This window comes from Haloarcula limicola, assembly GCF_010119205.1.
In the GTDB taxonomy this organism is placed as follows: Archaea; Halobacteriota; Halobacteria; order Halobacteriales; family Haloarculaceae; genus Haloarcula; species Haloarcula limicola.
On the sequence record NZ_WRXM01000002.1, the window covers coordinates 427,375 to 444,011 of the forward strand.

Sequence of the window (16,637 nt, forward strand, 5' to 3'; positions counted from 1 at the left end):
TCCGTTCAAATCATCCGAACGGGTCTCCGTCGTTCTCACGCTAACCGGATCTTGGGAGAGACGCTTCGGGAATCGCGCTCGGTTGGAACTGCGCCGGTAGAGCGGGTCACTGAGCGTTCTCGTCTCGTTCTACTCATTCGAACTCCCCAAGGTATGCATAGAATTATAAGTGAGGGTGTGACATACCGGTGTGTGATGCTCGATGGAAAAACTGCAGTTGTAACTGGCGGTGCGAGCGGTATCGGCCGGGCGATTGCGAGAACGTACGCAGACCACGGTGCCAACGTCGTGATCGGAGACTGTCGAAGAGAACCCCGGCGGGGCGGGCCACGGACCGAGGACCTGATCAACGACTCGGGCGGGGACGCGATTTTCGAGGACGCGGACGTCACGCAACTCGACGACGTCGTCGACCTCGTGGACACTGCCGCTACCGAGTACGGCTCAGTCGACATCATGGTGAACAACGCCGGTATTCTGAGACAGACGCTCCTCCACGAAACGTCGCCGGAGGACTGGCGCGAACTGATGCGTATCAACGTCGACGGCGTCTATCACGGGACGAAGGCAGCGCTCGACCATATGCTCGAGCAATCGAGTGGGAGTATCGTCAACGTCTCTTCGATCAGCGGGCAGATCGGACGAGCGCAAGCGCCGGCGTACTGTACGTCGAAAGGTGCCGTGACGATGATGACTCGCCAGAACGCCATCGACTACGGTCCCGAGGGCATCCGAGTCAACGCCGTCGGGCCCGGTGGCACGCTGACCGCGATGGTCCACGAGGTCATGAGCGAAGAACGGCAGTCGTATCTCGAAGACGCGACGCCGCTTCGGCGGCTCGCCGAGCCCGAGGAGATAGCCGACGTCGCGACGTTCCTCGCGTCGGACATGGCGAGTTACGTAAACGGACACGTACTCATAGCCGACGGCGGTTTCTCTATCGTCTGAGCCGCGTAGCGGCCGGCAGCGTTCTCTCTCGACGACCACGTCTCGTCCCAGCCGAAGCGACGGCGCTGTCGATCGCCCGTCGCCTGTGAGCGGCGAGGACCACCAACTATAAATAATTGCTCTACGCTTTTCGAATGAACGTATGCTCGAGCAACACGACAATTCGTCGAGCGAGCGATGCAACCACCTCCGAGACACGGTAGCTCGTCACTGGGCGTCACTCGACCGGGGGTGGAAAGCGGCGCTCTTCGGTGTCCTCATCGTCCTGTTCGAACTCCTCGACGTCGGCCTCTGACGATGACCGCCCTATCACGGCTCCGCTCACTCTCGCCGGGGCTCGTCGTCCTTCTCGGAATCGCTGTGTGTAGCCGTCTGTTGGGTGATTCCGTCCCGGCACTCAGTCCGCTCATCGTGGCAATCGGTCTCGGAGCGGTCGCCGCTAACACGGTGGGTGTCCCCGAGTGGGCTCAGCCCGGTCTGAACACACACAGCCTCTTCCTCGAGACGGGAATCGTCCTGCTGGGGGTTCGTCTCACGCTGGGTGAACTCGTCCAAACCGGTCCACTCGTCCTCGGGCTCGCTACGAGTGTGGTCGTGTTCGGCGTCTTCTACATGGAGTTCGTCATCGGACGGCTCTTCGCAATCGGGCAGCGGACGACGTCACTCCTCGCGGCCGGCGCGAGCGTCTGTGGGGTTTCCGCCGTGCTGGCCGTCGCTGGGAGTATCGAGGTAGACGAAACCGACATCACCTACGCCGTCGCGACGATACTCCTCTTCGATGCCGTGACGCTGGTCCTCTTTCCGGCCGCTGGCCAACTGCTCCAACTTTCGGACAAACAGTTCGGCATCTGGACCGGCCTCAGCCTGTTCTCGACGGGACCGACGGCGGCCGTCGGTTTTGCCGTCTCCGAGACGGCAGGACAGTGGGCGACCGTGACCAAATTGGTCCGAAACACGTTCATCGGCGTCGTCGCGGTCGGCTACGCGGTCCGCTACGCCACTGCAGAGACGGACCAGCTGGCAGTTTCACGCATCTGGAACCGGTTTCCGAAGTTTCTGCTCGGCTTTCTCGTGGTCGTCCTCGTCGCGAACCTCGGAACGTTCTCGTCCGGGGATGTGAGCACGATCGGGGCGGTTCGGTCGTGGTTGTTCCTGCTGGCCTTTGCGGGGCTGGGTTTCGACATCGGACTCGACGAGATTCGAGAAGCGGGCCTCAAACCGGTACTGCTCGTGTTCGTCCATCTCTTGACGGTCAGTTCGCTCGCTCTCTTGCTCGTCTTCACGATATTTTGAGTTCACCAACACATTTATATGTCGCTGGGAAGATTCACAGCCTGTATGCCCGACAGGTATCTGCAAGTAGTCGAACCAACGGACAACGTCGCGACGGCGCTGCGCGAACTCGAAGCCGGTGAGACCGTTTCGGTCGGCGTCGGCGACGAGGAACGCACCGTCGAGATCGCCGAAGACGTAATCTTCGGCCACAAGATTGCTATCGAGGACATCGCGTCCGGCGAGACGATCACGAAGTACGGCAAAAGTATCGGTAACGCGACAGAGGACATCCCCGCAGGGACGTGGGTGCACGTCCACAACGTCGAATCGAACTACGGTCGTGGTGACCTCGCCGACGACGAGCAAGCGAAGGTAGTGAGTGAGTAAGACAATGAACGACAACCAATTCCTCGGATACGAACGCGACGACGGCAGCGTCGGCATACGAAATCATACAGTTATCGTCTCGACGGCACCCTACGCCAACGATACGGTCAAGCGGGCAGCGGACATCGTCGAAGACGCCATTCCGATCACGCATCCGCTCGGGCGCTGTCAGACCAAGCCCGACGTCTTCCAGACCTATCGCACCCTGCTGGGGTACGCAACGCATCCCAACACCTACGGCGCGGTGGTCGTCGCCCACGCCGGCGAAATCGTCGACGGCGACGAACTCGCCGAAGACATCGCCGAGACCGGCCGACCGAGCGACTCGGTCAACATTCACCGAGAGAAAGGCGTCATGAACGCCCTCAAGCGGACAGTCAACTCCGCCCAGGAGATGGCCCAGGACGCCAGCGCACAGAAGCGCGTCCCCTCGGACATGTCGAACCTGACCTTCGGTATCAACTGCGCGACTTCGGACACGACGAGCGGGCTCTGCCAGCACAAGGCGACGGCCAACGCCGTCTGGCGGCTCATCGACGACTACGGCGGGCGGGGCTGCTTCGCCGAGACGCCCGAGTTTTTCGGCGGCGAGAACGAACTTTCGGAACGGGCGGTCAACGACGAGGTCAAACAGGAGATCCTCGAACGCGTCGAGCACTGGGACGACCGGCTTCAGGCGACCGGCTACGACGTCCGCGGCGCACAGCCCACGCCGGACAACATGGACGGCGGGCTGACCACCATCGAGGAGAAGTCGCTCGGTGCGCTGGTAAAATCCGGCGACGGCCCCATTCAGGACATCATCGACTACGGCGCGAAGATTCCCCGCGATTCGGGGATGTACATCATGGACACGCCCGGCCACGGCGCGGAATCCGTAACAGGGATCGGCGCGGGCGGCGCGCACTTCATGGTCATCTCGACGGGACAGGGCCACACGCTCTCGAACGCGGTGATGCCGACGATCAAGATCACCGGGAATCCCGGAAGCGCCGAGCGCGTCCCCGAGGAGACCGACGTCGACGTCAGCGAGGCACTGGTCGGCGACGAGTCCTTCGACTGGGCGACCGACCAGCTCTGGGACGAGATCGTCGACGTGGTAAACGGCAAGGTCACCCTGAGTGAGGCGCTGGGCGAGAGTCAGTTCGCCATCCACCGCATCGGTCCCTCGACCTGAGGAACGCTACTCCGACTCCCCTGGTTCGGACCGAACCGATTAGCGGTTAGCGGTTCAGGCAGTAATATTTGAGCGGTTGTCTTACGAATGAATATTACTTAAGCAGCAAAAAATTTTAGTAGTTAGAGATAGACGTTCGGGTATGGGAGCTGAACGCACCTACCTCAAAGAGGCACCCGACCAGTCGACGGAAATCTCGAAAGACGTCCGCGACAGCGTCTACGAGATTCTCTCTTCGGTTCGCGAGGACCAGGACGAAGCAGTTCGAGAGTTGACCGCGAAGTTCGACGGCGTCGAACTCGAGGAGTTCCGAGTCACGGACGAGGAAATCGAGTCGGCGCGCGAGCAGTTGACCGAAGAGGAGAAAGAACGAATCGACTACAGCATCGAACGCATTCGGAACTTCGCCGAGGCGCAAAAAGACTCGATAGACAGCGACTTCGAAGAAGAATTCGGCGACGGCATTCGGTGCGGCCAGCGGACGCTCCCGGTCGAAGCAGCGGGAACGTACGTCCCCGGCGGGCACTTCACCCATATCTCGTCGGCACCGATGTCGATAGTCCCCGCCCGCGTCGCGGGCGTCGATAGGGTCGTTACCTGTACGCCGCCGCGCCCGGACGGTTCGGCGAACGCCTACCAGCTGTACGCGATGGACCAGTCGGGCGCCGACGAGATTTACAAGATCGGCGGCGCACAGGCCATCGGAGCGATGGCCTACGGCACCGAAACCGTGGAATCAGTCGACGTGATTTCGGGGCCGGGCAACGTTTTCGTCTTCGAGGCCAAGCGACAGGTGTTCGGTGACGTCGACATCGACTTACTGCCCGGACCGACGGAGGTGCTCGTCATTGCAGACGAGACGGCCGACCCGGAAATCGTGGCATTGGACCTGCTCTCACAGGCCGAACACACCGAGACGTCACAACCGGTTCTCGTCTCGACGGATCAGGGTCTCGCCGAACGGACGCTAGAGGAAATCGAGACGTGGCTGCCGAAGTTAGAAACCGAGGAGACAGCGCGCGTGTGTTGGGAGGAAAACGGCGAAGTCATCGTCGTCCCGGACGAGGACGCCGCCGCAGCGGTGTCCGACGAGTACGCCATCGAACACGTCCAGATCATGACCGAAGAGCCCCGCGACATCCTCGAGGACCTCCACCACTACGGAGGGGCCTTCCTGGGACACGACGCGCCCGTGGCGTTCGGCGACAAGGTGACTGGTCCGGACCATATCCTTCCGACTCATGGGACCGCCCGTTTCAACGGCGGCTGTTGGGTCGGGGCCTACATGAAGACGATTACCCACCAGCAACTCACGCCCGAGGGGGCAGCACACCTGTCGGAGTACGCTGCGCGTATCTCCGAAATGGAAGGGATGCACGGCCACCAGCTTTCGGCCGAGCATCGGCCGGTCGACCAGAAGTGACTGAACGGAGACACGCCGATGCCAGACGTCCGTAGTCCCAATCGAAACGATTCGCACACCGACCGTGACGACGGCGTGTGGCCGAGCGTTCACTGACTTTCGACGCCGACGACAGTTCGGAGCGGCCAGTCGGAGCTTCGACGGACTTACCGCAAGCACACCAGTACGGGCTCGGGTATCGATACGGGAAGCAGCTATCGGTGCGCCGGGTACGAGGACTGCCGAGTTCAGGTTTCTACGGGCTTGAGATGCCCCTTCTATTACAGTAGAGGGAGACAACGAGTGGGATCACGTCTATGTCCATAAATTATTTATGTTCCCATCTTCACGTATAGGCCATGCCGAGAGTCAACAGACGGCAATACATCAAAGGAATCGGTAGCGCGACCAGCATCGTTGCACTTGCGGGCTGTAGCGGCGACGGTGGCGACGGCGGTGGCAGCGGTAGTGGAAACACCGGCGGGGAACAGACCGGAGGAGCGACTTCGGGTTCGGGAGGCGAGTCCTACCAGATGGACGTCGCCACGGCCTACAAAATCGGCACGACGGAAGTCTACCCGGTGATGCAACAGGCGTTCAAGAAGAACGTCGAGGAGGCTTCGAACGGGCAAATTACGGTGAAACTTCATCCGAATGGCGTACTGGGCTCGGGCTCTCAACTCGCCCAGAAGGTTCAGTCGGGAACTGTTCAAGCGGCACAGTTCTCGTTCTCGAACTTCTCGCCGTACGCCTCGGCGGTCGACCTGGTAAACCTGCCGTACTTCGCCGGAACGAACCAGCAGTTCGTCAACTTAGTCACGAGCGACGCGTGGGAGAGCAACGTTCACAACAAGATACGGTCGAACGGATTCGAGCCGCTGTTCTATCTGGTCATCGACCCGCGAGCGGTCGGCGTCGGCAAAGGGAAAAATAAGGTGATGGTCCCCTCCGATATGAAGGGGTACAAACACCGAATTCCCGGTTCAGAGATTCTCAAAGAGACGTGGAACATGGCCGGTGCCAATCCGACTCCGATTCCGTGGGGCGAGACGCCGACTGCCATCGAGGAAGGCGTCGCGGACTCGCTTCACGTCTCCATCGAAGCGTTCGTCGCGTTCGGATTCAGCGACCTCGTCTCGCACATTACGCGAATCAAGATGGTCGAAGACGCGCAGGTGTACGCGATGAACCGGCAGTGGTACCAGAAGCTTCCGAGCAACCTTCAGAAAGCGGTCGACGAGGCCGCAAAGCAGACGTTCCAGGCGAATCTCGAACAGGTGCCGAAGTCCCGGAAGGAATCTATCAGCCAACTCGAAGAGGCCGGCGTGAAGATTCACGACCCATCGGACAGTCAGATCCAGCAGTGGAAAGACGCAGTCGGCTATCAGCGTAGCGAGTGGGATAGTTGGAAAGAGAAGCTAGCGGGCGATATGGAGACGTTCAAGGCATTAGAGAAGGCGACGGAGAAACAGAGCGAGTTCGAAGTCCCGAGTTGAATCTGTGAGAGCGGAATCGCGGGAGACTACTAAAACACCAGATCATGTCCGAAAGTACGATACAGGCTACGAAGTCAGACGGGGCCACGAATAGAGCGTCGAGGTTCGCACGGGCGTTGAACGAGAACCTAGAGCGGTATCTCCTCCTCTCTTTTTACGTATACATCATTGCAATAATCGGTGTCGAGGTCTTTCGGCGATTCGTTCTCAACAACGCCAGTCTCTGGGGCGAGGAGACAGCGCGGTACATGTTCATCTACCTGACCTGGATCGGTGCCAGTTGGGGAATCAACGAGCGATTACACATCCGCATCGATATCCTCCACCAGTACGTCTCAGAGCGCGTGACCGGGATGTTGTATATCCTCGGCGACCTCGTCACCCTCGCTTTCGTCGTCGTCGCTATCCGGTGGACGATTCCACAGCTACAGACCCAACTCCAGTTCGGGGCGGTATCGGAGGCGCTTCGCGTCGACATGATTTACTTTCAGGTGGCGATACCGCTCGGAATGAGTCTCATCGCAGTCCGGGTGCTACAAGCGCTGTATCGGGACGTTCAGGACGTCCGTGAGGGCCGTCCGGTGTATAAGGGCGAGGAGCTGTTCTCGTAACATGGTCTCCGCTACTATCCTCGGAATTCTGGTTCTGACTGCGGTCTTGATTCTCCTTGGAGTTCCGGTCTTCGCTTCGTTAGGAATCGGTGGGTACCTGCTCCTTCAGGTAACTAGCGTCCTCCCGACTGTGTTGCTGGGCCAGACACTCTTCACTGGACTGGACGCTTTCGCCCTCATCGCCGTCCCGCTGTTCATCCTGACCGGGGACGCAATCGTCGAAACGGGCTTCTCGGAGAAGCTATTGAATTTCACGCAGAGCGTCTTCGGCGGGTTCCGTACCGGAATGGGAACGGCGACGCTGTTCGGCTGTGGCCTGTTCGCGGCCATCAGCGGCTCCAACGCCTCGGACGCGGCGGCGCTGGGTCGAATCACGTTGGACCGTCTCGAAGAGCGAGGGTACTCCCGCTCCTATGCCAGTTCGATAGTCGCAAGCGGCGCTTCGACCGGTATTCTCATCCCGCCAAGCATCTCGTACATCATCGTCGGCCTCGTCTTCGGCATCTCCGCGTCGACGCTCTTCTTGGCGGCGCTGATTCCCGGGGTCGCGATACTGCTCGGGATGGTCGTGATGAACGTCGTAATGAATCGGGTCCAGGGCTACGAATCCGGAACCGGCCATCCCCAGGTCAGCGATGTGGCCTACAGCGTCTGGGATGCCAAGTACGGGCTCTTGATACCGTTCATCATCCTCGGCGGAATTTACTCCGGGGTGTTCACGCCGACCGAGGCATCTGCAGTCGCCGTCATCACGGCTATCGCAATCGGAGTCGTGCTGCAGCGACTGTCGCTCCCGCAGTTTCCGGAGATGTTGGAACGGAGTGCGCTCGTCAACGGCGTCATCGCTCCGATCATCGCGATTGCGCTGCTCTTCAGTCAAGCGCTCTCCGCTCTTGGCATCCCGGAAGCCCTAGTGAGTGCGATTATCGGAACGACGACGAACTTCTATCTCGTGACCCTGATCATGGTCGTAATCCTCTTCATGGCGGGCGCGATCATGGAGACGACGCCGAACATCCTCGTCCTCGGTCCAATACTGCTTCCCATCGGCGAGCGTATCGGCATGCACCCCGTGCATTTCAGCGTCTTCTTCATTTCCGCGCTCGCAGTTGGGTTCATCACGCCGCCGATTGGGCTCAACCTCTACGTGATGTCCGGCGTCAGCGGCGAGTCCATCACGGATATCGCAAAGGACGCAGTACCGTTCATGCTGGCGATGTTGGCGATCATCCTACTGATCGCATGGTTCCCGATACTCTCCATGTGGGGCATCTGATTTCTGCCGTTTCTCCTTTCGGAGGCGGAAAGCCGCTGGTTCCTGCCAGGGCCATCCTTCGATAAGCCACTGGCTCGAGTACTGAGACGCGAGGTCGGGTAACTATCTTGATTAATTCCCAAGGATTTTTGTGTTTGCTCTCAGAACGACTAGACGATGGTCACAGCAAGCTCGATCCAACGAACAGCCAGGTACGCGAGCGGCGTGTTAGCGCTCGTCTTCTTCGTGAACCTCCTACTCGATTCACAGGTGATTCCGTTCGTTCAACAGGGTCCGTTCTTCGGAAACGTCGCACAGTTCCTCACGCTTCTGATAGCGTCCTCACTTCTCGCGCTAGACTTCATCATCGTGGACTACTTACACGACCACTCGAGCGAAGAGGATCGAGGCGACGATTCCACTTCCGAAACGCGCGCCGAACCCAGCGTCGATTGATCCAATACTCGGCCATCTACTGCCGTATCGGAGGATATATACTCCACAATGATGCCAAATTCTGATATACGAGCACAGTTCCGGCGTTATTTCGACGTGTATCTGGATTCCAGATTTCTATTCCCATAGGTCAGAATACCACCTGCTGATTTGGATTTGAATAGCGCATTTCAGACGCTCCTCGCGAGTGTATGAGCCGATATGAGACAGTTGTAGGCCAGCGAACGGCAACTGCGGCACGCAGTTCTTCGGACGAATACAGGTCGGTTATCGAGAACGGTTTTTTGTATCGCCAGACCCGTAGACGTATCTAATGGAGACAGTGAGGGAACACCGGTGCGGGTGATCATCGTCGGGGCCGGCGAAGTCGGCTCCAACATCGCGGCCAGTCTGGCCGACAGTCACGACGTCGTCGTCGTCGACGTGGATTCTGAGACGGTCGAGGAACTCACGTATTCGAGCGACGTGCTGGCGATCGAGGGGAACGGAACGTCGCTTTCGGTCCTCGGAGACGCCGGGATCGGCGAGGCGGACATGCTCATCGCCAGCACCGACGACGACGAGACGAACCTAGCCGTCTGCGGGACGGCGAAGACGACGGGCGACGTCTTCACCATCGCTCGGGTCCGGAACGCGAACTTCCTCGACACCTGGCGGCAGTCGGCGGGCGCGTTCGGCGTCGACTTCATGGTGTCGACGAACCTGCTCACGGCACAGGACATCGTGCGCGTCGTCGGGTTGCCCGCCGCCGTCGACGTCGACCCGTTCGTCGGCGGACTCGTCCAGATGGCCGAGTTCGAGGTGACCGAGGAGAGCGAGATCGCGGGACGGACCGTCGAAGCCGCGGACACGTTCGAGGGGCTGACGTTCGCCGCGTTGGTCCGAAACGGCGACGTCGTGATCGCCCGCGGACAGACGCCGATCGAAGCCGGAAACAAAGCCATCGTCATCGGCGACCCGGAGAGCGTCCAGGCGTTTTCGAGGACGGTCGCGCCGGCGACGACGCCGGACGAGGCCCGCGATATCGTGATCGTCGGCGGGAGCGACATCGGCTATCAGACCGCGAGGGTGCTCGAGGACCGCGGCCTCGGCGCTCGCCTCATCGAACAGGACCCGGAGCGCGGCCGAGAGCTCGCGGAGGCGCTTCCGGGGACGCTCGTGATGGAACACGACGGGACGGACGTGGAGTTCCTCGCCGGGGAACACGTCGACCGAGCGGACGCCGTGATCGCGGCCACGGAGAGCGACGAGAAGAACCTCCTCATCTCGCTGCTCGCGAAGAACCTCGGCGTCCGGCGAACGGTCGCCGTCGTCGAGGAGGGGCAGTACACGAACCTCTTCGAGGCGGTCGGCGTCGACGTCGCGATCAACCCCCGCGAGGCCACGGCGGAGGAGATCGTCCGGTTCACCCAGGAGGGGAAGATCGAGAACCTCTCGCTCATCGAGGGCCGACAGGCGGAGGTAGTGGAGATCGAGGTCGACGAAGCGAGCGCCCTCGCCGGGCGACCGATCCGAGAGAGCATGGCTGAACTCCCTTCGGGAGTCGTCATCGGGGCGATCACGCGCGGGCGGGCGTTCGTCGTCCCCCGCGGTGACACGGTCGTCGAACCCGGCGACCACGTCGTCCTCTTCGTCGCGGCGGACGCCCTCTCGACGGTCATGAGCGCCGTATGAGCGTCCGCGTCGACTGGCGGGTCAGCTGCCGACTGGTCGGGACGATCCTCAAGTGGCTATGGGTTCCGCTCCTCTTGCCGCTCGGACTCGCACTCTACGACGGAACGCGCTTGCTGCCGTTTCTCGCTCCGATGGTCGGGACGGTCGCGGTCGGGTTCGGGCTCGAACGACTGACCGACGAGCGCGACCTCCGGACGCGGGAGGCGTTTCTGATGGTCGCGCTGTCGTGGCTGAGCATCGCACTCGTCGGCGCGACTCCCTTCGTGCTCGCCGGCGAAGGCGTCCTCGGGGAGCCGGTGAACGCGCTTTTCGAGAGCATGAGCGGCGTCACGACCACCGGAGCCACGATCATCGTCGACTTCGAGCGTCACTCCCGCGCCGTGCTCATGTGGCGTGCGGTCCTGCAGTGGATGGGCGGGCTCGGCATCCTCGTCCTGGCGACGGCGATCCTCTCTCAGCTCTCGGTCGGGGGCGCACAGCTCATGGAGACCGAGACCCAGACGCAGGACGTCAACAAGCTCACGCCCAGGATCTCGGAGACCGCCGCGCTCCTCTGGAAGCTCTACATCGGTTTGACCGGGCTCCAGGTGGCGGTACTGTACGGACTGCATCTGCTCGGCCTCGCCCCCGAGATGACGCTGTACGACGCCGTGGCCCACGCCTTCACGACCATCTCGACGGCCGGCTTCTCGCCGCGCGGGGAGAGCATCGTCGCCTTCTCGCCCGCCGTCCAGTGGGCGATCGTCCCGTTCATGGCGGTCGGCGCGACGAGCTTCGTCCTCATCTACTTCGCTCTGCAGGGGAACCTCGACCGCGTCCGAGACAGCGACGAGTTCCGCTTCTACGTGGGGATCCTGGCGTCGTTCTCGCTCGCCGTCGGCGGCGTGTTGCTCGTCGACGGCGGACCGTATACGAATCTGGAGGCGATCGCGCGCCACTCGCTTTTTCAGGTCGTCTCCATCGTGACGACCACCGGCTACGCGAGCACGGATTTCAACACATGGTCGTCGGGCGCGAAACACCTCCTGTTCGTCTGTATGTTCATCGGCGGGATGGCCGGGAGCACGACCTGCTCGATCAAGACGCTGCGCTGGTTGGTCGTCACGAAGGCGTTCCGACGCGACCTCTTTACGGCCGCCAGCCCGAGCGCGATCCGGCCGGTCCGTCTGAGCGGGTCCGTCGTCGACGAGGAGACGATTCGAGACATCTACGCGTACACGCTCGTGAGCCTGATCTTCTTCATCGTCGCCACGATCTTCGTCGTCGTCGATGCCTCCCGAGTGGGGCTGGCCGTCACCGAGTTCGAGGCGATGGGGGCAGCGGCGGCGACCTTCTTCAACGTCGGCCCGGCGTTCGGCATCGCCGGCCCGCTCGAGAGTTACGACCCGTTCCCGCGGTCGACGAAACTGGCCATGACGTTTCTCATGTGGATCGGTCGCATCGAGATCATCCCGGTACTGGTGCTGCTGACGCCGTCGTACTGGCGGTCGTGAGTCGGCAGAACTGCGGCTACCGGTCGCTCGACCGAACGATGTGTTCGTTCGCCGCCCACTCCTCGACGTGCGCGTTACAGAACGCCACTTCGCGGCGCACGTTCGTGTCGAAACACGGCACGGTCGCGTGCTCACAGCAGTGCGGATCGAAACACGGCACCGGTGTCTCACCGTCGCCGAGCATCACTGGGTCCCCACCCGGAACGTCGTCTTTATCGCCGCTCATGTTGTATACTTGCTCGTTCACGACTCTGTCGAAGTATTAGTGCATGCCTTCTTTCTGCAAGCCGTTTATATACTCAGAGGGGGAACAGGCAGAGGAACTGTCTATTAATTCATATATGTATCCGTTCCGGGTCTCTGTCGTGACGTCAAGGTGACCGATCAGCGGGGCATCCAAAGAATGTGGAAGCGGTACTCGGCTACGCGACCGACGAAGGGGCGCGCGAGGAGGGACGTTCATCCAGGGGGACTCGCCTGACTGGGCAGCCGCGAGCGCCGAACTTCGCCGCCGCTTTGATAACGGGGTATATCGACTTCCCGACTGAGTTCCGTTATTTGTGCCACCAGACGTTCTTCGCCGACGCCGTTGCACACTACTTGTTCATCGGCGAGATCTCGACCCTGTCCGGGCACGAACATCGCTGAACAACCTGGTGGTTAGTGATTTAGTAGGCATATAGCAAGCGGGTATGAAAGTTCGTATAGACACACCGGACACCGAGTGAAGAGCAGTGCTTCGTCGCACTCTAGCAACCTTCAGCGTATCAGTAACGGCAGAACCTGATAAATCGCTATACGACTATGTTGGCTCACGCTTGTAACTTCACTTGGTGTAGAGTGTACTGATATATGACAATAGCTCGCCAGATACGGCCAAAAAGATAACTGAAGACCGTTCTGGAATAGCGGCCGTACGAGTGGGAGACACACCGGGCACCGAGTGAAGTTGGACAGAACGATTAGTGGTACTATCACTTCTCCATTCACTCGGTATGCGGTGTGTATTCTTCCAACCCAGCATTTATAAGTGCTACTTGGAACGTTATATTCGCGGCTCAGAACATCTTTCGGGAGCTTCACTCGTTGTAAGGTCGTTAGATTTATCCCTCGAAGAGAACTGATATAGAATATCAGATGACAGGGTCTGAAGAAACAGACAACATTTTCGCGACGGGCGATATTTTCGCGAATAGAGAGCTCGTCCGAGTCGGCCATGTACCAGAGCTGGCGCGTGTCGTCGGTCGAGACGATGAAGTGAACGCGATCGGACAAGCGCTCGGCCCAGCAACAGTCGGTGGTCCACCTGAGACCACAATCGTTTACGGGAAAACGGGGACCGGAAAGTCACTCGTTACCCGGTGTGTGTCACGAGAAGCGCACCACGAAGCAGAGGGGAACGACGTTGCGTTTCAATATGCCTACGTGGATTGTTCTGACTATCAGACGGAAGCAAAGGCAAGCCGGGAGATGGCTCGTGAACTCGCTGCCAATCTGAGCGTCGGCGTTGATGTTCCGCGAGTCGGAATCGCGGCAGCAGATTACCGAGATATCACATGGGATCTTCTTTCTGAGTACGGCATTGATTCATTCGTGGTCATTCTCGACGAGATAGACAAGTTAGACGACGACGAACTTCTTCGAAGCCTCTCGCGGGCACGAGAAAGTGGTAAATCGAGTACGCACATCGGCGCGATTTGTATCAGCAATAAAATCGAATTTCGCGAACGACTGAACGAGCGTATCGATTCCAGTCTACAGGACAACGAACTCGTATTCGATCCGTACGATGCCGAACAGCTGCGAGAGATTCTCCAGAATCGGACGGATGCCTTCGAAGAGGGCGTGCTCGAACCCGATGTAATCCCCAAAGTCGCTGCCCTGTCTGCGAAAGAACACGGTGATGCACGGAAGGCGATAGATACGCTCTACGAAGCAGGTCGTCTGGCTGAAAAACAAGGGACAGAGTCGGTCACGATCGCTCACGTCGATGATGCGGTCCAGCGAGCAGAGGTCAACCGATTCGAGAAGCTAGTGGGCGGGACGACCCCTCACGTCAAGCATATTCTCCACGCCCTTGCCTTACTCACTGCGGACAATCCCGAGCAAGAAGCGTTTCGAACGCACCGTATCTATACGATCTATACGAAACTCGCTGAACAAGAGGGCGCAGACGCGCTTTCGGAGGATCGGGTCTACCGACTCCTCAAGGAGCAGTCGTTTTTGGGTATCACAGAGTCGAATCACACAGGAGGTGGACAAAGCGAGGGGAGCTATCTCGAACATCGCTTACTGCGGAGGCCAGAAATTGTCATCCAAGCATTGAACGAATCGGAAAAAGAGTAGGCGAGTTTGCGACCGTATCTTCACTCGGTGTGAGGTGTGTTCGTGGCGTGGACGACAGCGGCGCTGGTGACTCGCAGAACTGTAACTTTCCACCCTGTATAGAGCCCGAGACACTCACTACACTCGGTGCGTGGTGGGTTGTAGATGCAGTAAGCCGAGTGTCTCGAAGTCACGCGCCTAAGCGACTCACGAGTTCGACGGTCGAGAACCGAAAGAGTCGAGGACCGAATCGACGAGTGATGCCGAGAGACCGGTATACGCTGTGGGATCCGTGAGCCTCGGAGAGGTGTTCCGTGACGCGCTCGTCCGCCAGGAGACAGTCTCGGAAGTTCCGCCCCGTCTCGATCGCGTCCATAGCGTTGTCGTGGACGATACCGTGTGCGGTCTGGCGGCCGACGTGTTCGGCCAGAGTGATCATCGAGAATAGGCGGTGACAGGACGAGTACGCCTCGGCCTTTCACGATACCGTAAATCGGTGATATCCCACATGTGAAGCGAACGGAGACAGAGGCCAAACCGGCGTCAGTCGGCTCACTGACGACTGTCTTCGCCCCTCTGTAACCAGCCCGAAGCGAGCTTGCAACCCAAACTGGCATATACCAGTAACGAGTCTACCGGCTAATGGGTATAGCAGCGCGTGAGCGGTACTCTAGCGGTATCTCGGGTCTCGATTCGTTACTCCGAGGCGGGTTCGTCGCCGAACGCATCTATCTCGTTCTCGGCGGTCCGGGCACCGGGAAGACGCTCCTCGGGTCGAAATTCCTCAGTACGGGACTGGAGAACGACGAGAACGTCCTGTTCATCCACGGCGAAGAATCGCGCGACGACCTCCGTCTCAACGCCGAGGAACTGGGCATCGACCTCGACGGCGTCGACTTCCTCGACCTCGGGCCGGAGTCCGAGTTCTTCAGCCAGGAGCGGACGTACGACCTGGTGAACCCCCAGGACGTCGAGTACCAGAGTTACATCGCCGACATCAGAGAAGCGGTCGAGGAGGTCGACCCGAACCGCGTTCTCATCGACCCGATCAGCCAGCTCCAGTACGTCGAGACGACCGAGTACCAGTTCCGCAAGCGCATGATCGCGTTCATGCGGTTTCTCAAGGACCGCGGAACGACGGTACTCGCGACGAAGACGAGCAGCGACCTCGCCGACCAACTGCAGTCGCTGAGCGACGGGATCGTCACCCTCGAACGCGGCGACATCGGACGCCGCATCGACGTGGTCAAACACCGCGGCGTCGGTGACCGGTCGGGCACTCACGGCATGGCCATCCGAGCCGACGGTATCGAGGTCTTCCCGTCGCTCGTCCCCGAAGAGTACGACGAGGCGTTCGACCCGACCCAGATCCCGTCCGGGATCGACGGCTTCGACGCGCTGTTCGGCGGCGGCATCGAACGCGGGACGGTCACGATCATCAGCGGGCCGTCGGGCGTTGGCAAGTCGACCACCGCGACCGAGTTCCTCGAGACGGTCGCATCAAGTGGCGACAACGCCGTCGCGTACCTGTTCGAGGAATCGACGAACATGTTCGTCCATCGCTCCGAGACGTTCGGGATCCCGGTGACCGATCTCTGTGACCGGGGGACGCTCACGCTCGAACCGATCGATCCACTCACGCAGTCCGCCGAGGAGTTCGGCCAGCGAGCCCGCGCTCAAGTCGAAGAGGAAGACGTCGAACTCGTCGTCATCGACGGTATCAGCGGGTACCAATCGGCGCTGTACGGCAGCGACGAACGGCTCGCTCGGAAACTGCACGCTCTGACCAGGTACCTGAAAAACAAGAACGTAGCCGTCGTACTGATCGACGAGATCGGACAGGTGACGGGTCTCCAGAGCCCGACCAGTTCGAACATCAGCTACATCGCGGACAACATCATCTTCCTGAAATACGTCGAGCTGGACGGTCGGCTCAAGCGAGTCGCCGGCGTCGTGAAAAAGCGTATCGGCGGCTTCGAAGACACGCTCCGGGAGTTCACGGTCTCCGCGGACGGCATCGAAGTCGGCGATCCGATAACCAACGCTCGCGGCATCTTGACCGGCACTCCGGAGTGGGTGCGGCGCGACCGCCCGGTCGACGAGCGGGGCACCTACCAGCCAGAGGAGTAGTCCGCGAG

16 protein-coding genes are annotated in these 16,637 nt (G+C 60.2%); 14 read left to right on the plus strand and 2 right to left on the minus strand.

Annotated features, from left to right (window positions below; translation table 11 throughout):
• The first annotated feature begins 195 nt into the window (after positions 1-195).
• The 12 genes from GO488_RS11650 to GO488_RS11705 all read left to right on the plus strand — a co-directional run bounded on the left by GO488_RS11650 (position 196) and on the right by GO488_RS11705 (position 12,174).
• Positions 196-948 carry an SDR family NAD(P)-dependent oxidoreductase gene (locus GO488_RS11650; RefSeq protein ID WP_162317997.1) on the plus strand — a complete coding sequence of 251 codons (753 nt, stop codon included), beginning with the start codon at positions 196-198 and terminating at the stop codon, positions 946-948.
• Positions 949-1,090: 142 nt separating this feature from the next.
• Positions 1,091-1,243, plus strand: a complete 153-nt coding sequence (locus tag GO488_RS11655; protein ID WP_162317998.1) for a hypothetical protein — start codon at positions 1,091-1,093, stop codon at positions 1,241-1,243.
• A gap of 2 nt (positions 1,244-1,245) precedes the next feature.
• Positions 1,246-2,241 (plus strand): YeiH family protein, encoded by a 996-nt coding sequence (locus GO488_RS11660; RefSeq protein WP_162317999.1) that lies wholly within the window; start codon positions 1,246-1,248, stop codon positions 2,239-2,241.
• Between the two features lie 45 nt (positions 2,242-2,286).
• Entirely contained in the window at positions 2,287-2,610 is a 324-nt protein-coding gene (locus tag GO488_RS11665) for a UxaA family hydrolase (RefSeq protein WP_162318000.1), read from the plus strand.
• Positions 2,611-2,614: 4 nt separating this feature from the next.
• Complete coding sequence (locus tag GO488_RS11670) at positions 2,615-3,787, plus strand: UxaA family hydrolase (RefSeq protein ID WP_162318001.1); 1,173 nt, start codon at positions 2,615-2,617, stop codon at positions 3,785-3,787.
• Between the two features lie 142 nt (positions 3,788-3,929).
• Complete coding sequence (gene hisD / locus GO488_RS11675) at positions 3,930-5,210, plus strand: histidinol dehydrogenase (RefSeq protein ID WP_162318002.1); 1,281 nt, start codon at positions 3,930-3,932, stop codon at positions 5,208-5,210.
• A 338-nt stretch (positions 5,211-5,548) separates the two neighbouring features.
• A complete protein-coding gene (locus GO488_RS11680; protein WP_162318003.1) occupies positions 5,549-6,685 on the plus strand; it encodes a TRAP transporter substrate-binding protein in 1,137 nt (378 codons plus the stop codon).
• Positions 6,686-6,729: 44 nt separating this feature from the next.
• Positions 6,730-7,296, plus strand: coding sequence for a TRAP transporter small permease (locus GO488_RS11685; RefSeq protein WP_162318004.1), 567 nt, complete (start codon positions 6,730-6,732; stop codon positions 7,294-7,296).
• Between the two features lies 1 nt (position 7,297).
• Entirely contained in the window at positions 7,298-8,572 is a 1,275-nt protein-coding gene (locus GO488_RS11690) for a TRAP transporter large permease (protein ID WP_162318005.1), read from the plus strand.
• 156 nt (positions 8,573-8,728) lie between these two features.
• Positions 8,729-9,007 carry a hypothetical protein gene (locus tag GO488_RS11695; protein WP_162318006.1) on the plus strand — a complete coding sequence of 93 codons (279 nt, stop codon included), beginning with the start codon at positions 8,729-8,731 and terminating at the stop codon, positions 9,005-9,007.
• 336 nt (positions 9,008-9,343) lie between these two features.
• Entirely contained in the window at positions 9,344-10,681 is a 1,338-nt protein-coding gene (gene trkA / locus GO488_RS11700; protein WP_162318007.1) for a Trk system potassium transporter TrkA, read from the plus strand.
• The gene (locus tag GO488_RS11705; RefSeq protein ID WP_162318008.1) at positions 10,678-12,174 is read left to right on the plus strand and encodes a TrkH family potassium uptake protein; all 1,497 of its coding nucleotides are present in this window, start codon (positions 10,678-10,680) and stop codon (positions 12,172-12,174) included. Before trkA ends, GO488_RS11705 begins: the two co-directional genes overlap by 4 nt.
• A 16-nt stretch (positions 12,175-12,190) precedes the next feature.
• Here GO488_RS11705 and GO488_RS11710 read toward each other — a convergent pair whose 3' ends face one another.
• Positions 12,191-12,400 carry a hypothetical protein gene (locus GO488_RS11710; RefSeq protein WP_162318009.1) on the minus strand — a complete coding sequence of 70 codons (210 nt, stop codon included), beginning with the start codon at positions 12,398-12,400 and terminating at the stop codon, positions 12,191-12,193.
• Between the two features lie 911 nt (positions 12,401-13,311).
• Between GO488_RS11710 and GO488_RS11715 the strand changes: the two genes are divergently transcribed.
• Positions 13,312-14,520, plus strand: a complete 1,209-nt coding sequence (locus GO488_RS11715; RefSeq protein ID WP_162318010.1) for a Cdc6/Cdc18 family protein — start codon at positions 13,312-13,314, stop codon at positions 14,518-14,520.
• A gap of 169 nt (positions 14,521-14,689) precedes the next feature.
• On the opposite strand, the gene GO488_RS20220 is transcribed toward GO488_RS11715, so the two are convergent.
• Positions 14,690-14,938, minus strand: coding sequence for a lyase family protein (locus GO488_RS20220; protein WP_162318011.1), 249 nt, complete (start codon positions 14,936-14,938; stop codon positions 14,690-14,692).
• Positions 14,939-15,141: 203 nt separating this feature from the next.
• Between GO488_RS20220 and GO488_RS11725 the strand changes: the two genes are divergently transcribed.
• Complete coding sequence (locus GO488_RS11725) at positions 15,142-16,629, plus strand: ATPase domain-containing protein (protein WP_162318012.1); 1,488 nt, start codon at positions 15,142-15,144, stop codon at positions 16,627-16,629.
• The last annotated feature ends 8 nt before the right edge of the window (positions 16,630-16,637 follow it).

Bases quoted from the DNA above. Each gene is read 5' to 3' on its own strand.
- GO488_RS11650 (WP_162317997.1), top strand. From the start codon at position 196: ATGCTCGATGGAAAAACTGCAGTTGTAACTGGCGGTGCGAGCGGTATC.
- GO488_RS11655 (WP_162317998.1), top strand. From the start codon at position 1,091: ATGCTCGAGCAACACGACAATTCGTCGAGCGAGCGATGCAACCACCTC.
- GO488_RS11660 (WP_162317999.1), top strand. From the start codon at position 1,246: ATGACCGCCCTATCACGGCTCCGCTCACTCTCGCCGGGGCTCGTCGTC.
- GO488_RS11665 (WP_162318000.1), top strand. From the start codon at position 2,287: ATGCCCGACAGGTATCTGCAAGTAGTCGAACCAACGGACAACGTCGCG.
- GO488_RS11670 (WP_162318001.1), top strand. From the start codon at position 2,615: ATGAACGACAACCAATTCCTCGGATACGAACGCGACGACGGCAGCGTC.
- hisD (WP_162318002.1), top strand. From the start codon at position 3,930: ATGGGAGCTGAACGCACCTACCTCAAAGAGGCACCCGACCAGTCGACG.
- GO488_RS11680 (WP_162318003.1), top strand. From the start codon at position 5,549: ATGCCGAGAGTCAACAGACGGCAATACATCAAAGGAATCGGTAGCGCG.
- GO488_RS11685 (WP_162318004.1), top strand. From the start codon at position 6,730: ATGTCCGAAAGTACGATACAGGCTACGAAGTCAGACGGGGCCACGAAT.
- GO488_RS11690 (WP_162318005.1), top strand. From the start codon at position 7,298: ATGGTCTCCGCTACTATCCTCGGAATTCTGGTTCTGACTGCGGTCTTG.
- GO488_RS11695 (WP_162318006.1), top strand. From the start codon at position 8,729: ATGGTCACAGCAAGCTCGATCCAACGAACAGCCAGGTACGCGAGCGGC.
- GO488_RS11705 (WP_162318008.1), top strand. From the start codon at position 10,678: ATGAGCGTCCGCGTCGACTGGCGGGTCAGCTGCCGACTGGTCGGGACG.
- GO488_RS11710 (WP_162318009.1), bottom strand. From the start codon at position 12,400: ATGAGCGGCGATAAAGACGACGTTCCGGGTGGGGACCCAGTGATGCTC.
- GO488_RS11715 (WP_162318010.1), top strand. From the start codon at position 13,312: ATGACAGGGTCTGAAGAAACAGACAACATTTTCGCGACGGGCGATATT.
- GO488_RS20220 (WP_162318011.1), bottom strand. From the start codon at position 14,938: ATGATCACTCTGGCCGAACACGTCGGCCGCCAGACCGCACACGGTATC.
- GO488_RS11725 (WP_162318012.1), top strand. From the start codon at position 15,142: ATGGGTATAGCAGCGCGTGAGCGGTACTCTAGCGGTATCTCGGGTCTC.